The sequence below is a fragment of the Erwinia sp. genome, from assembly GCF_049696395.1.
Lineage (GTDB): Bacteria > Pseudomonadota > Gammaproteobacteria > Enterobacterales > Enterobacteriaceae > Erwinia.
This window is the reverse complement of the sequence record NZ_JBAVTT010000151.1, coordinates 1-15,522: the sequence shown is the minus strand read 5'-3', so window position 1 is coordinate 15,522 and position 15,522 is coordinate 1. Positions and strand designations below refer to the sequence as shown.

The 15,522-nt window shown below is 54.0% G+C and carries 10 protein-coding genes; 7 read left to right on the top strand and 3 right to left on the bottom strand.

The window, feature by feature from the left end; translation table 11 throughout:
• The first annotated feature begins 3 nt into the window (after positions 1 to 3).
• Positions 4 to 858: a beta-lactamase regulator AmpE gene (gene ampE, locus WCC56_RS18405; RefSeq protein ID WP_424693769.1), complete on the top strand. Its 855-nt coding sequence runs from the start codon at positions 4 to 6 to the stop codon at positions 856 to 858.
• Here ampE and WCC56_RS18400 read toward each other — a convergent pair.
• The 3 genes from WCC56_RS18400 to aroP form a co-directional block, all read right to left on the bottom strand.
• Positions 832 to 1,809, bottom strand: a complete 978-nt coding sequence (locus tag WCC56_RS18400) for a family 43 glycosylhydrolase (protein ID WP_424693795.1) — start codon at positions 1,807 to 1,809, stop codon at positions 832 to 834. The two genes, ampE and WCC56_RS18400, sit on opposite strands and share 27 nt — an antisense overlap.
• Positions 1,809 to 3,215 carry a glycoside-pentoside-hexuronide (GPH):cation symporter gene (locus WCC56_RS18395; RefSeq protein WP_424693768.1) on the bottom strand — a complete coding sequence of 469 codons (1,407 nt, stop codon included), beginning with the start codon at positions 3,213 to 3,215 and terminating at the stop codon, positions 1,809 to 1,811. Before WCC56_RS18395 ends, WCC56_RS18400 begins: the two co-directional genes overlap by 1 nt.
• Positions 3,216 to 3,436: 221 nt before the next feature.
• Positions 3,437 to 4,792, bottom strand: a complete 1,356-nt coding sequence (gene aroP / locus WCC56_RS18390; protein ID WP_424693767.1) for an aromatic amino acid transporter AroP — start codon at positions 4,790 to 4,792, stop codon at positions 3,437 to 3,439.
• Positions 4,793 to 5,297: 505 nt separating this feature from the next.
• Between aroP and pdhR the strand changes: the two genes are divergently transcribed.
• From pdhR to WCC56_RS18360, 6 genes are all read left to right on the top strand, one after another.
• Positions 5,298 to 6,062 carry a pyruvate dehydrogenase complex transcriptional repressor PdhR gene (pdhR, locus tag WCC56_RS18385; protein ID WP_424693794.1) on the top strand — a complete coding sequence of 255 codons (765 nt, stop codon included), beginning with the start codon at positions 5,298 to 5,300 and terminating at the stop codon, positions 6,060 to 6,062.
• Between the two features lie 141 nt (positions 6,063 to 6,203).
• Positions 6,204 to 8,867 (top strand): pyruvate dehydrogenase (acetyl-transferring), homodimeric type, encoded by a 2,664-nt coding sequence (gene aceE / locus WCC56_RS18380; protein WP_424693766.1) that lies wholly within the window; start codon positions 6,204 to 6,206, stop codon positions 8,865 to 8,867.
• A 13-nt stretch (positions 8,868 to 8,880) separates the two neighbouring features.
• Positions 8,881 to 10,776, top strand: a complete 1,896-nt coding sequence (gene aceF, locus WCC56_RS18375; RefSeq protein WP_424693765.1) for a pyruvate dehydrogenase complex dihydrolipoyllysine-residue acetyltransferase — start codon at positions 8,881 to 8,883, stop codon at positions 10,774 to 10,776.
• A 183-nt stretch (positions 10,777 to 10,959) separates the two neighbouring features.
• Positions 10,960 to 12,384 carry a dihydrolipoyl dehydrogenase gene (gene lpdA / locus WCC56_RS18370; protein ID WP_424693764.1) on the top strand — a complete coding sequence of 475 codons (1,425 nt, stop codon included), beginning with the start codon at positions 10,960 to 10,962 and terminating at the stop codon, positions 12,382 to 12,384.
• Between the two features lie 267 nt (positions 12,385 to 12,651).
• Positions 12,652 to 15,249, top strand: coding sequence for a bifunctional aconitate hydratase 2/2-methylisocitrate dehydratase (acnB, locus tag WCC56_RS18365; protein ID WP_424693763.1), 2,598 nt, complete (start codon positions 12,652 to 12,654; stop codon positions 15,247 to 15,249).
• A 184-nt stretch (positions 15,250 to 15,433) separates the two neighbouring features.
• Positions 15,434 to 15,522, top strand: an 89-nt coding sequence (locus WCC56_RS18360) for a YacL family protein (protein ID WP_424693793.1), incomplete at its 3' end; no start/stop codon positions are given.

The window sequence follows — 15,522 nt, the reverse complement described above, 5'->3', positions numbered from 1 at the left end:
GGCATGACGCTTTTTAGTTTGTTATTGGTTCTTGGCTGGGAACGCCTGTTCAAAATGGGTGAGCACTGGCAGCTGGATCATCATCTGGCGCCGCTGTTTAGCAAGACGCATAAATTTTCGCTGGTGCGCACGCTGTTTATGATGCTGGTGACGATGGCGATCATGGCCGCCTGTTTAGTCGCGTTGAAAGGGCTGTTTTTTGGCGTGCTGCAGCTGCTGTTCTGGATTGCCGTTGGGTTGCTGTGTATCGGTGCCGGGTCTGTGCGCCTGCATTATCATGCTTATCTGAAAGCCGCCAGCCACAACGACACGGATGCCCATAATGCGATGGCCGAAGAGCTGACGTTAATCCACGGTATTCCGGTAGATTGCGACGAACGTGAATACCTGTGCGAGCTGCAAAACGCCCTGATGTGGATTAACTTCCGCTACTATCTGGCTCCGCTGTTCTGGTTTGTTGTTGGCGGTCCCTGGGGGCCGGTGCTGCTGGTGGGATATGCTTTCCTGCGTGCATGGCAGTCCTGGCTGGCCCGACATCATTCGCCGCTCGAACGTTCTCAATCCGGCGTGGATGCGATCCTGCATATTGTTGACTGGTTGCCTGTCAGGTTGGTTGGTGTGGCCTATGCGCTGCTGGGCCATGGCGAGCGAGCGCTGCCCGCCTGGTTTGCTTCGCTTGGCGACCGCCACACCTCGCAGTATCAGGTGCTGACTCGCCTGGCCCAGTTTTCTCTGGCGCGTGATCCGCACACCGATAAAGTCGAAACCCCTCGCGTAGCCGTAGCGCTGGCGAAAAAGGTCTCGCTGGTGATGGTAGTAGTGGTCGCGCTGTTAACTATTTACGGCACGCTGGTCTGACAAGGTATCGGCGGGAGGCGTGCCAAACTCTGGCATTCCTTCCGCATTCCAGCCAAAGGTTTTGATTCGGGTATGACGGTTCGGGTCATACAGCGGATCGCCCTCAATCTCCGTGTAATTCCTCGCGTGATAAACCAGCACATCCTCGCCCTTTTCTGAGACCGTAAAGCTGTTATGGCCGGGGCCAAACTGACGGTGTTCATAGCTGGTAGTGAAAACCGGTTCAGGCGCTTTATGCCAGTTGGCTGCCAGAGTAGGGTCGGCATCCAGCTCAATCCACAATAAGCCCATGCAGTAATTTTCATCCGTTGCGCTGGCGGAATAGCTGACAAATAGCCGGTTGCCATGCCGGATAACGGCTGGTCCTTCATTGACGCTAAATCCTCTGCACTCCCAGTCGAATTCCGGCCTGCTGATCATCACCGGTTCGCCTTTGATCGCCCAGGGGGTGGCAAGCTCCGCCAGATAGAGGTTGGAATTTCCGGCGATGGCCGGGTCTTTCTGCGCCCACAAATACCAGTTCTTACCCTGATGAACGAAGTGGGTAGCATCCAGCGCAAAACTGTCGATTGGCGTCACAATCTGCCCGCATTCACGCCACTTGCCGGTCAGCGGGTTGTCGTCAGTACAGGCCAGAGCAAACATCCGGTGCTGGAACAGGCCGTCTTTGATCTCCTGCGTAGGGGCTGCCGCGAAGTAGATCACCCAAATTCCGTCGATTTTGTGCAGTTCTGGTGCCCAGATCAGCTCGCTCATCTCTCCGCTGTTGGGTTTCTCCCACACCACGACAGGCGTAGCTTCAGCCAGCCCGGCCAGGGTTTTTGCCTGGCGAATTTCCAGGCGGTCATACTGCGGGACTGAGGCAATAAAGTAGTAGCTACCGCGATCTAAAAGGATGAACGGATCGGCTCGCTGTTCGATTAACGGATTTTGCCAGAGTGAGGAAGTCATCATGTATTCACCGGTTTGATAGGGGATTTACTGTCGTGATAGTCGTTCAGTTCCTGGAAATTCTGCCGACGCTTCTCCAGGTCATGCTGGATTTTCACCATCATCGGGCGATCCACTTTCAGCAACCGGACTACACCAGCGGTAATCAGGTAGCCTACGCCAGGGATCACGGTAAACAGCAGGACAATGCCGTTGACGGCGTCTGGTGCCTGTACTTTTGCGCCAGCGTCGTAGCCATAATAAGAGAGCAGGAAGCCCACCATTGCACCAGCTACAGCCAGACCCACTTTAAGGAAGAACAAGTTGCCGGAGAAGCTGATGCCGGTGATACGCTTACCGGTTTTCCATTCGCCGTAGTCATCCACATCGGCCATCAGCGACCAGTGCAGAGGTGAAGGGATCTGGTGCAGGATATTCAACACAAAGTACATCACCACCACCAGTACCGTGGCATGAGGATCGAGGAAGTAGAAGCCGGTGGAGAAAATAGCCAGCACGATATTGGTCCAGAAAAATACCTTCAGTTTGCACCAGCGGTCAGTCATGACTTTCGCCAATGTGCTGCCAATCATCATACCGATCACTCCCAGGCTGATAAACAGCGTGGCGAAGTGCGTTGACTGGCCCATAACCCAGGTCACGTAGTACATGGTTGCTGCCATGCGGATAAAGCCGGGGCAGACGTTGCAGAAGGTCAGCAGCAGGATGCGTACCCACTGATCGTTTTTCCACACGTCCTTCAGGTCAGACTTAAGATCGTCATTAGTAGGCACCGCAGGGCGGATGCGCTCGCGCACAGTCGCGAAGCAGAACAGGAACATGCACAGGCCAATCAGCGCCAGCACGCTCATCGCCATCTGATAACCCCGGGCTTTGTCCTCACCGCCAAACCACTCCGCCATCGGCAGCAGGGTAAGGGAGAGGATCAAGGTCGCAATCCCGACCATCACAAAGCGGTAAGACTGACAGGAGACGCGCTCGCCTGGGTCATTGGTGATGACACCGCCCAGCGAGCAGTAAGGAATATTGATCGCCGTATAGGTCAATGACATCAGGAAGTAGGTCACAAAGGCATAGATAACCTTGCTGTTATAAGTCCATTCTGGCGTGGTAAACATCAACACGCTGAACAGCACATAAGGCAGGGAAATCCACAGTAGCCATGGACGAAATCGGCCATATTTGCTCTGCGTTCTGTCGGCAATCGCACCCATAATAGGGTCAGTTACCGCATCAATAACGCGGACCGACAGCAGCAGTACCCCTACCAACGCTGGCGCCAGGCCAAACACATCTGTGTAGAAATAATTAAGGAACAGCATGATGGCGCCACCGATCATATTGCAGCCCGCATCGCCCATGCCGTAACCAATCTTCTCTTTAATTGTAAGTGCTGTGCCCTTCATGGATTTTTCCCTCACTGGAATCATGAAGTGCAGTATTAATGGCTTAGGCTTGATTTGCGCTGGTGGAATGCGTCGCAGAGATGGACAAAATCCCTGTTGGCGAGAAAATGTGAGATGGATAACATTTATGGATGGCGCAGCAATGACCGGGGGTGAACGTTAATCAGAACTGTAGGGATCGTGGGGTAAGGAGAAGAGGGCACTGGCGTGCCCTCTTAACGTCAGGCTTTCTGAGTACGAGACTTCACCATGTATCCCACGCCCAGAATGGCAATCCATACCGGGATTAACCAGACGGAGATGGCCATACCCGGCGTCATCGCCATGATCACCAGAATACCGGCCAGGAACAGCAGGCAGATGTAGTTGCCAACCGGGTAAAGCAGCGCTTTAAAGCGGGTCTGTACGCCCTGCTGATCTTTCTTACGGCGGAACTTCAGGTGAGCCAGGCTAATCATCGCCCAGTTAATCACCAGCGCCGAAACGACCAGCGCCATCAGCAGACCAAAGGCCTCACCTGGCATCAGATAGTTGATCAATACGCAAAGTGCCGTTGCCGCTGCAGAGACCGCGATAGCAATAACCGGCACACCACGAGCATCTACTTTTAGCAGCGCTTTTGGGCCATTGCCCTGTTGCGCCAGGCCGAACAGCATGCGGCTGTTGCAGTAAACGCAGCTGTTATACACAGACAGCGCCGCCGTCAGGATCACCACGTTCAGGGCATTCGCCACCAGGCTGTCACCCAGTTCGTGGAAAATCATCACGAACGGGCTGGCACCGCCAATCACTTTAGTCCACGGATACAGCGACAGCAGCACGGTCAGCGAGCCAATATAGAAGATCAGGATGCGGTAAAGCACCTGGTTGGTCGCTTTAGGAATGCTTTGCTCCGGGTTATCCGCTTCTGCTGCGGTGATGCCGACCAGCTCAAGGCCACCGAAGGAGAACATGATCACCGCCATGGCCATCACCAGGCCAGAGATGCCGTTCGGGAAGAAGCCACCACGATCCCACAGGTTTGAGACGCGGGCATCTGGACCGGCATGGCCGCCGAACAGTAACCAGCAACCGAACACGATCATCGCCACGACCGCAGCCACTTTAATGATCGAGAACCAGAACTCCATCTCACCGTAAACTTTTACATTCGTCAGGTTGATGGCATTGATCACCACGAAGAACACGGCGGCGGAAACCCAGGTAGGAATATCCGGATACCAGTACTGGATGTATTTGCCTACGGCGGTCAGTTCTGCCATCGCTACCAGTACATAGAGGATCCAATAGTTCCAGCCAGAGGCGAAACCGGCAAAATTGCCCCAGTATTTGTAGGCAAAGTGGCTGAAGGAACCGGCAACCGGCTCTTCCACCACCATCTCACCCAACTGGCGCATAATCAGGAAGGCAATAAAGCCGCCAATTGCGTAGCCCAGCAGTACTGAAGGGCCTGCCATGCGGATGGTATCGGCGATGCCGAGAAACAGGCCAGTACCGACGGCACCGCCCAACGCGATCAGCTGAATATGACGGTTTTTCAACCCGCGCTTCAGCGTTTCGCCCTGTGTTTGTTCCATATAAACCTCATGATGTCGTTATTATTTTCAACAAAAGACGGGTCTTTGTTAGTCAGTTGTCACAGGTAACGTATTGAAAAATTTACAGTGCCAGAGACACTAAAAAGAGGCTCATGCTACCTTCGCGACAAGAATAGTGATAAGCGGTGGCCATTGCACTCGCTTTCGCTTTTTGTGCGGGAGAATGCCTAAATAATCATCGCTTAATCACAATTCATGTTTCTGTCACAATCGCGGCGGAAAGACGAATAACGTTGCCTTATGACCGGCGCATTTTTACCCACTAAACGCTTGCCATGTTTCATAAAAGTTAAAAAATTTAACATTTAAAAACCGCCCTTTTTTGTCGCTCTTTCTAGAGCTAATCCCAGACGGGTAAACGAGACATGAGTCCGATTTCGGCAGGTTGCCATATGGACATCAGGTGAATACTTTGTTAGTTTACGGTCACGTTTTTGCAATTGGTATTACCAATTTACTCCGGTAAATGGCAGAAGAAGGGATGATGGCCTACAGCAAAATTCGCCAACCAAAGCTATCCGATGCTATCGAGCAACAGCTCGAGTCCCTGATTATGGAAGGGACCCTGCGTCCGGGTGAAAAGCTGCTCCCGGAACGTGAGCTCGCTAAACAGTTCGATGTCTCCCGTCCTTCTCTGCGTGAAGCTATCCAGCGTCTGGAAGCTAAAGGTTTACTGCTGCGTCGTCAGGGCGGTGGCACCTTCGTGCAAACTACCTTATGGCAAAGCCTGAGCGACCCGCTCGTTGAACTGCTGGCCGGCCACCCCGAATCCCAGTTCGACCTGCTGGAAACGCGCCATGCCCTTGAAGGAATAGCGGCTTACTACGCCGCACTGAGGGGCACGGACGATGATTTTGAACGTATTCGTCATTGTCATGTCCAGATACAGACCGCACAAGACAGCGGCGATCTGGACGCAGAAGCGGATGCGGTTATGCAGTATCAGATCGCTGTAACAGAAGCAGCCCACAATGTGGTGCTGCTGCATTTGCTCCGCAGCATGGGGCCGATGCTGGAACAGAACGTCAGACAGAACTTCGAATTGCTCTACTCGCGCCGGGAAATGCTGGCAAAAGTAGGCGGTCACCGCGCCAGTATTTTTGAGGCGATTGTGGCACGCGAACCCGAACAGGCGCGCGAAGCCTCACACCGTCACCTGGCGTTTATCGAGGAAATATTGCTGGACAGAAGTCGGGAGCAGAGTCGCAGAGAGCGCTCCTTACGACGATTACAGCAACGTAAGGACTAACGCGTAAACATAACGCGGAACTATGCCCTGCCACTGGCAAGGTATACACGACGAGCCTGTCTCCCTGTGCCTGGGTTTTCGGACACAGCGGGACAGGCTCCAGACAATTCAACGTATTAGACACAGATAAGGAATACCCCCATGTCAGAACGTTTACACAATGACGTGGATCCGATCGAAACTCGCGACTGGCTACAGGCGATCGAATCGGTCATCCGTGAAGAAGGTGTTGAGCGCGCACAGTTCCTGATCGACCAGGTAATGAGCGAAGCACGTAAAGGTGGCGTTAAAATCGCGGCAGGTGTTAATGCCCGCAACTACGTCAACTCTATTGCTGTTGAAGACGAGCCGGACTATCCGGGCAATACTTCTCTCGAACGTCGTATCCGTTCCGCAATTCGCTGGAACGCCATCATGACCGTTCTGCGTGCATCGAAGAAAGATCTGGACCTTGGCGGTCACATGTCCTCCTTCCAGTCTTCTGCGACCATTTATGAAGTGTGCTTTAACCACTTCTTCCGTGCGCGTAGTGAAAAAGACGGCGGCGATCTGGTGTACTTCCAGGGCCACATCTCTCCGGGCGTCTACGCTCGTGCCTTCCTTGAAGGCCGTCTGACCGAAGAGCAGATGAACAACTTCCGCCAGGAAGTTGACGGGAAAGGCTTGTCCTCTTACCCGCACCCTAAACTGATGCCTGATTTCTGGCAGTTCCCGACCGTTTCTATGGGCTTAGGTCCTATTGGCGCGATCTACCAGGCGAAATTCCTGAAGTACCTTGAGCACCGTGGTCTGAAAGACACCTCGGCGCAGACCGTTTATGCCTTCCTGGGCGACGGCGAAATGGATGAGCCAGAATCCAAGGGCGCGATCACTATCGCCACCCGTGAGAAGCTGGACAACCTGGTCTTCATCATCAACTGTAACCTGCAACGCCTTGATGGCCCGGTCACCGGTAACGGCAAAATCATCAACGAACTGGACGGCATCTTTGCTGGCGCCGGTTGGGAAGTGATCAAAGTGATCTGGGGCGGACGTTGGGATGAACTGCTGCGTAAAGACACCACCGGTAAACTGGTTCAGCTGATGAACGAGACCGTTGATGGCGATTACCAGACCTTCAAATCTCGCGATGGCGCGTACGTGCGTGAGCACTTCTTCGGTCGTTATCCGGAGACCGCAGCGCTGGTTAAAGACCTGTCTGACGACGAGATCTGGTCACTGAACCGTGGCGGTCACGATCCGAAGAAAGTCTTTGCTGCACTGAAAAAAGCGCAGGATACCAAAGGGAAACCTGTGGTCATTCTGGCACATACCATCAAAGGTTATGGTATGGGTGAATCCGCTGAAGGCAAAAACATCGCCCACCAGGTGAAGAAAATGAACATGGATGGCGTGCGCTATATCCGTGATCGTTTCAACGTGCCGGTTGACGACAGCAACATCGAAAAACTGCCGTATGTGACCTTCGACAAAGAGTCTGAAGAATACAAATACCTGCACGGTCAGCGTGAGAAACTGGGTGGCTACCTGCCAACCCGCCAGCCAAACTTCAGCGAGAAGCTGGAAATGCCTGCGCTGGAAGAGTTCTCTGCGCTGCTGGAAGAGCAGAACAAAGAAATTTCGACCACCATCGCCTTTGTGCGTGCCCTGAACGTGATGCTGAAGAACAAGTCGATCAAAGATCGCCTGGTTCCAATTCTGGCAGACGAAGCACGTACCTTCGGTATGGAAGGTCTGTTCCGTCAGATCGGTATTTACAGCCCGAACGGTCAGCAGTACACCCCGCAGGACCGCGAGCAGGTTGCCTACTACAAAGAAGACGAGAAAGGCCAAATCCTGCAGGAAGGGATTAACGAACTGGGTGCAGGCGCTTCATGGCTGGCGGCGGCAACGTCTTACAGCACCAACAACCTGCCAATGATCCCGTTCTATATCTACTACTCCATGTTCGGTTTCCAGCGTATCGGTGACCTGTGCTGGGCAGCAGGCGATCAGCAGGCTCGTGGCTTCCTGGTTGGCGGCACCTCCGGCCGTACCACGCTGAACGGCGAAGGTCTGCAGCACGAAGATGGCCACAGCCATATTCAGTCTCTGACTATTCCTAACTGTATCTCTTACGATCCTTCTTACGCTTATGAAGTGGCAGTCATCATGCATGACGGTCTGGTGCGTATGTACGGCGAAGCGCAAGAGAACGTCTACTACTACATCACCACGCTGAACGAAAACTACCACATGCCTGCGATGCCGCAGGGTGCGGAAGAGGGTATCCGTAAGGGTATCTACAAGCTGGAAACGGTAGAAGGCAACAAAGGTAAAGTTCAGCTGCTGGGTTCAGGCTCTATCCTGCGTCACGTGCGTGAAGCGGCTCAGATCCTGGCGAAAGACTACGGCGTGGGCTCTGATGTCTACAGCGTGACCTCGTTCACCGAACTGGCCCGTGATGGTCAGGATTGTGAGCGCTGGAACATGCTGCACCCAACAGAAGAACCGCGTGTGCCATACGTTGCGCAGATCATGCACGATGCACCAGCTGTAGCGTCAACCGACTACATGAAACTGTTCGCCGAACAGATCCGTACCTTCATGCCAGCCAGCGATTACCGCGTACTGGGCACCGACGGTTTCGGACGTTCTGACAGCCGTGAAAACCTGCGTCACCACTTCGAAGTGGATGCGTCTTACGTAGTGGTTGCGGCTCTGGGTGAACTGGCTAAACGCGGCGAAATCGAGAAGAAAGTGGTGGCGGAAGCGATCATCAAATTCAATATCGATGCCGATAAAGTCAACCCGCGTCTGGCATAAGAGGTAAAGATTAATGGCTATCGAAATTACCGTACCGGATATCGGTGCAGACGAAGTGGAAGTCACCGAGATTATGGTCAAGGTGGGCGACAAGGTTGAAGTTGAGCAGTCGCTGATCACCGTAGAGGGCGATAAAGCCTCTATGGAAGTCCCTTCCCCTCAGGCTGGCGTTGTGAAAGAGATCAAAGTGGCTACCGGTGACAAAATTGAAACCGGCAAGCTGATCATGATCTTCGAAGACGCGGAAGGTGCTGCGGCACCGGCCAAAGCCGAAGAGAAAAAAGAAGAAGCGAAACCGGCTGCCGCTGCTGCTCCTGCTCAGGCAGAAAGCAAAGAAGTGGCTGTTCCGGACATCGGTTCTGACGAAGTTGAAGTGACCGAAATCATGGTCAAAGTGGGTGACACGGTAGAAGCCGAGCAGTCGCTGATCACCGTTGAAGGCGACAAAGCCTCAATGGAAGTACCAGCACCTTTCGCGGGTGTGGTGAAAGAGATCAAAATCAGCACCGGCGACAAAATCAGCACCGGTTCCCTGATCATGGTCTTTGAAACGGCCGGTTCCGGTTCAGCTCCGGCTGAAGCGAAGCCAGAAGTGAAAGAAGAAGCGGCAGCAGCACCAGCAGCGGCCAGCGGCGCGAAAGAAGTCGCCGTGCCGGATATCGGCGATGACGAAGTAGAAGTCACCGAAATCATGGTTAAAGTGGGCGATAAAGTGGCTGCAGAGCAGTCGCTGATCACCGTTGAAGGCGACAAAGCTTCAATGGAAGTTCCGGCTCCGTTTGCGGGCACCGTGAAAGAGATCAACATCAACACCGGCGATAAAGTGAAAACCGGGTCGATGATCATGGTCTTCGAAGTGGAAGGCGCAGCGCCAGCCGCCGCTCCTGCAGCGAAAAAAGAAGACGCTGCACCGGCTAAGCAGGAAGCGAAAGCCGCACCAGCTCCAGCGAAAGCGGAAGCTAAAGGTGAGTTCGCAGAGAACGACGCTTACGTTCACGCCACGCCGGTTATCCGTCGTCTGGCTCGTGAGTTCGGTGTGAACCTGTCGAAAGTCAAAGGCACCGGCCGTAAAGGCCGCATTTTGAAAGAAGACGTGCAGTCTTACGTCAAAGATGCGGTTAAACGTGCCGAGTCTGCACCAGCGGCAGCCGCCGGTGGCGGTATCCCGGGCATGCTGCCTTGGCCGAAAGTGGACTTCAGCAAGTTCGGTGAGATTGAAGAAGTCGAGCTGGGCCGCATCCAGAAAATCTCTGGTGCTAACCTGAGCCGTAACTGGATCGTGATCCCTCACGTTACCCAGCACGACAAAGCCGACATCACCGAAGTGGAAAACTTCCGTAAGCAGCAGAACGACGAAGCCGCGAAGAAGAAACTGGATTTGAAGATCACCCCACTGGTGTTCATCATGAAAGCGGCAGCCAAAGCGCTGGAAGAGTTCCCACGTTTCAACAGCTCCCTGTCTGAAGATGGCCAGAAGCTGACGCTGAAGAAATACATCAACATCGGTGTGGCGGTTGATACGCCAAACGGTCTGGTGGTTCCCGTGTTCAAAGACGTCAACAAGAAAGGCATTGTTGAGCTGTCTAACGAACTGTCGGTGATTTCGAAGAAAGCGCGTGACGGTAAGCTGACGGCCAGCGATATGCAGGGCGGTTGCTTCACTATTTCCAGCCTTGGCGGCATTGGTGGCACCTCGTTCACCCCTATCGTCAATGCGCCGGAAGTGGCGATCCTCGGCGTGTCTAAATCGTCGATGGAGCCGGTCTGGAACGGGAAAGAGTTCGTTCCTCGCCTGATGCTGCCACTGTCGCTCTCCTTCGATCACCGCGTGATCGACGGTGCAGCCGGTGCGCGCTTCGCCGCCTACATCGCTACCATCATGGCGGATATCCGCCGTCTGGTGATGTAAGAAGTTCCAAGGCCGGCTTTTGCCGGCCTTCTCATAGCCGACTTTCGATGTGCTAAGTCGACAAGGTAGTTGAAAACGTTTCGTATCAAGCGGTTTGCAGTCTGTTAACAATTCTGTAAACTCTTGCGGGGTAAACGTACCGGTGGATGAATGAATATCCCAGCGGTTAACTAAGAGGTCATGATGAGTACAGAAATTAAAACTCAGGTCGTGGTACTTGGGGCAGGTCCTGCGGGCTACTCTGCAGCCTTCCGCGCAGCCGATTTAGGTCTGGAGACCGTCATCGTTGAGCGTTTCAGCACCCTGGGTGGGGTTTGTCTGAACGTGGGTTGTATCCCTTCCAAAGCGTTGCTGCACGTCGCGAAAGTGATTGAAGAAGCTAAAGCGCTGGAAGAGCATGGTATCGTGTTTGGTAAGCCACAAACCGACATCACCAAAATTCGTACCTGGAAAGAAAAAGTCATCAATCAGCTGACCGGTGGTCTGGCTGGTATGGCGAAAGGCCGCAAAGTCAAAGTGGTCACTGGTCTGGGTAAATTTACTGGCGCTAACACGCTGGTAGTGGAAGGTGAGAACGGTCCTACCACCATCACTTTCGACAACGCAATCATTGCTGCGGGCTCCCGTCCGATTCAGCTGCCATTCATCCCGCATGAAGATCCTCGTGTCTGGGACTCCACAGATGCGCTGGAACTGAAAGAAGTTCCTGAGCGTCTGCTGGTTATGGGTGGCGGTATCATCGGTCTGGAAATGGCGACCGTTTACCATGCGCTGGGTTCACAGATTGACGTGGTAGAGATGTTTGACCAGGTGATCCCTGCTGCCGATAAAGACGTGGTGAAAGTGTTCACCAAGCGTATCAGCAAGCAGTTCAATCTGATGCTGGAAACCAAAGTCACCGCTGTTGAAGCGAAAGACGATGGTATTTACGTGACGATGGAAGGCAAAAAAGCGCCAGCAGAACCTCAGCGTTACGACGCGGTTCTGGTAGCGATTGGCCGCGTCCCTAACGGTAAAGGTCTGGATGCTGGTCAGGCTGGCGTAGAAGTGGACGACCGTGGCTTTATCCGTGTCGACAAGCAGATGCGTACCAACGTGCCACACATCTACGCTATCGGCGACATCGTCGGTCAGCCGATGCTGGCGCACAAAGGCGTGCATGAAGGCCACGTGGCCGCAGAAGTGATCTCCGGTAAGAAGCATTACTTCGATCCGAAAGTGATCCCATCGATTGCGTACACTGAGCCAGAAGTTGCCTGGGTAGGTCTTACCGAGAAAGAAGCGAAAGAGAAGGGTATCAGTTACGAAACTGCCACCTTCCCATGGGCGGCCTCTGGTCGTGCAATCGCTTCTGATTGTGCAGACGGTATGACCAAACTGATCTTCGACAAAGAAACTCACCGCGTAATCGGTGGTGCTATTGTCGGCACCAACGGCGGCGAGCTGCTGGGTGAAATCGGTCTGGCTATCGAGATGGGTTGTGATGCGGAAGATCTGGCGCTGACCATCCATGCTCACCCGACGCTGCATGAATCAGTAGGTCTGGCGGCCGAGATGTTTGAAGGTAGCATCACTGACCTGCCGAACCCGAAAGCGAAGAAGAAATAAGTCGCTTAGCGGTTTGAGAAACGGCTCCCAACTGGGGGCCGTTTTTTTTCGCCAGGTGAAAACGTCTGGTTATGAATACGCTTTTCTTGCCTACGGAATCCGCTGCCAGGCGGGATTTATGTTGCTTTTTTGTAAACAGATTAACATGCTAACGAAATCCTGCTATGCTGCCCCTCGCGTAACCGGGCGCTTTACCCTACAGGATACGCACCTCACTTCGCGGTTAACCGCCCGGTATGCCATAACAATGTGAGCGAGGAGAACGTCGTGCTAGAAGAATACCGTAAGCACGTTGCCGAGCGTGCTGCCGAAGGGATCGTTCCAAAACCAATTGATGCTTCCCAAATGGCCGCGCTGGTTGAACTGCTGAAAAACCCGCCAGCGGGTGAAGAAGAATTCCTGTCTGATCTGTTAATCAATCGAGTTCCACCAGGCGTGGACGAAGCGGCTTACGTAAAAGCTGGCTTCCTGGCTGCTGTCGCCGCAGGCGAAGCGACCTCTCCTCTGATTACACCTGAAAAAGCTGTTGAACTGCTGGGCACCATGCAGGGCGGTTACAACATTCATCCGCTGATCGATGCGCTCGACAACGAGAAGCTGGCCCCGATCGCAGCGAAAGCCCTTTCCCATACTTTGCTGATGTTTGACAGCTTCTACGATGTGGAAGAGAAAGCAAAAGCGGGTAACCCACACGCGCAGAAGATCCTGAAGTCCTGGGCTGATGCTGAGTGGTATCTGTCACGTCCCGAGCTGGCAGAAAAACTCACCGTTACCGTCTTCAAAGTCACTGGCGAAACCAATACCGATGACCTGTCTCCGGCGCCGGATGCCTGGTCACGCCCTGATATCCCTCTGCACGCGCTGGCGATGCTCAAAAATGCCCGTGAAGGCATTGAGCCAGACGACGCAGGCAATGTTGGCCCAATCAAGCAGATTGAAGCGCTGCAGGCAAAAGGTTTCCCTCTTGCCTACGTGGGCGACGTTGTAGGAACCGGTTCTTCCCGTAAATCCGCCACCAACTCGGTGCTGTGGTTCATGGGTGATGACCTGCCGTTTGTGCCGAACAAGAAAGGCGGCGGCGTGGTGCTGGGCAGCAACATTGCCCCGATCTTCTTCAACACCATGGAAGATGCTGGCGCACTGCCGATCGAAGTGGATGTGGCTAACCTGAACATGGGCGATGTTATCGACATCTACCCGTACAAAGGCGAAGTGAAGAACCACGAAACCGGTGAAGTGCTGGCGACCTTCTCGCTGAAGACCGAAGTGCTGTTGGATGAAGTTCGTGCCGGTGGCCGTATTCCTCTGATCATCGGTCGTGGCCTGACGACTAAAGCCCGTGAATCTCTGGGCCTGCCGCTAAGCGATGTGTTCCGTCTGGCTAAAGACGTTGCAGAAAGCACCCGTGGCTACTCGCTGGCGCAGAAAATGGTTGGCCGTGCTTGTGGCACCGAAGGCGTTCGTCCCGGCGCTTACTGCGAACCAAAAATGACTTCTGTGGGTTCTCAGGACACCACCGGTCCAATGACCCGTGATGAACTGAAAGACCTGGCCTGCCTGGGCTTCTCTGCGGATTTGGTGATGCAGTCCTTCTGCCACACCGCAGCCTATCCTAAGCCGGTTGACGTCTCTACCCACCACACGCTGCCAGACTTCATCATGAACCGTGGTGGCGTCTCACTGCGTCCTGGTGACGGTATTATCCACAGCTGGCTGAACCGCATGCTGCTGCCGGATACCGTAGGGACAGGCGGTGACTCGCATACGCGTTTCCCAATCGGGATCTCCTTCCCGGCAGGATCTGGTCTGGTGGCGTTTGCTGCTGCGACCGGCGTGATGCCGCTGGATATGCCAGAGTCGGTGCTGGTGCGTTTCAAAGGGAAAATGGAGCCGGGGATCACCCTGCGCGACCTGGTTCACGCCATCCCGCTGTACGCTATCAAGCAGGGCTTGCTGACCGTTGAGAAGAAGGGCAAGAAAAACATCTTCTCTGGTCGCATCCTGGAAATCGAAGGTCTGCCTGAGCTGAAAGTGGAGCAGGCGTTTGAGCTCTCTGATGCCTCAGCCGAGCGCTCTGCTGCCGGTTGTACCATCAAGCTGGGCCAGGCCCCGATCATCGAGTACCTGAACTCCAACATCGTGCTGCTGAAGTGGATGATCTCTGAAGGTTACGGCGATCGTCGTACCCTCGAGCGCCGTATTCAGGGCATGGAAAAATGGCTGGCTGAACCGAATCTGCTGGAAGGCGATGCGGATGCAGAATACGCGGCAGTGATCGAGATCGATCTGGCGGACATTAAGGAGCCCATCCTGTGTGCACCAAACGATCCGGACGATGCCCGCCTGCTGTCTGATGTTCAGGGTGAGAAAATTGATGAAGTGTTCATCGGTTCTTGCATGACGAACATCGGTCACTTCCGTGCTGCTGGTAAGCTGCTGGACAGCCATAAAGGCCAGCTGCCGACCCGTTTGTGGGTGGCTCCGCCAACCAAGATGGATGCCGCACAGCTGACTGAAGAGGGCTATTACAGCGTCTTCGGTAAGAGCGGTGCGCGTATCGAAATCCCGGGCTGTTCACTGTGCATGGGTAACCAGGCGCGTGTGGCAGACGGCGCGACGGTGGTTTCCACCTCAACCCGTAACTTCCCGAACCGTCTTGGTACGGGTGCCAACGTTTACCTGGCTTCAGCCGAACTGGCTGCGATAGCGTCACTGTTAGGCAAACTGCCTACGCCAGACGAATATCAGCAGTTCATGTTGCAGGTCGATAAGACGGCGGTAGATACCTACCGTTATCTGAACTTCGACAAGCTGTCCCAGTATACGGACAAAGCTGACGGCGTGATTTTCCAGACAGCCGTGTAACAACTGTTCCGCCATGAATAAAAAGGGAGGCCATCTGGCTTCCCTTTTTTTATCGCCAAACGCCGTTTTGAAATCGCTGTTTTGCGGCCAGACTGCGATAATGCGGGCTATCCCCCATTAAAAGCGCACAATGCGCGGAAAATGCACGTTATCAGTGCATAACAGGCAGTAAGAGGACAGCAGCATGGAATACGAATTTTTACGTGACCTCACCGGCGGGGTGAAAGTGCGCATGTCGATGGGACATGAAGCCGTTGGCCACTGGTTTAATGA

Bases quoted from the DNA above. Each gene is read 5' to 3' on its own strand.
- aroP (WP_424693767.1), bottom strand. From the start codon at position 4,792: ATGGAACAAACACAGGGCGAAACGCTGAAGCGCGGGTTGAAAAACCGT.
- WCC56_RS18395 (WP_424693768.1), bottom strand. From the start codon at position 3,215: ATGAAGGGCACAGCACTTACAATTAAAGAGAAGATTGGTTACGGCATG.
- lpdA (WP_424693764.1), top strand. From the start codon at position 10,960: ATGAGTACAGAAATTAAAACTCAGGTCGTGGTACTTGGGGCAGGTCCT.
- ampE (WP_424693769.1), top strand. From the start codon at position 4: ATGACGCTTTTTAGTTTGTTATTGGTTCTTGGCTGGGAACGCCTGTTC.
- aceF (WP_424693765.1), top strand. From the start codon at position 8,881: ATGGCTATCGAAATTACCGTACCGGATATCGGTGCAGACGAAGTGGAA.
- aceE (WP_424693766.1), top strand. From the start codon at position 6,204: ATGTCAGAACGTTTACACAATGACGTGGATCCGATCGAAACTCGCGAC.
- WCC56_RS18400 (WP_424693795.1), bottom strand. From the start codon at position 1,809: ATGACTTCCTCACTCTGGCAAAATCCGTTAATCGAACAGCGAGCCGAT.
- pdhR (WP_424693794.1), top strand. From the start codon at position 5,298: ATGGCCTACAGCAAAATTCGCCAACCAAAGCTATCCGATGCTATCGAG.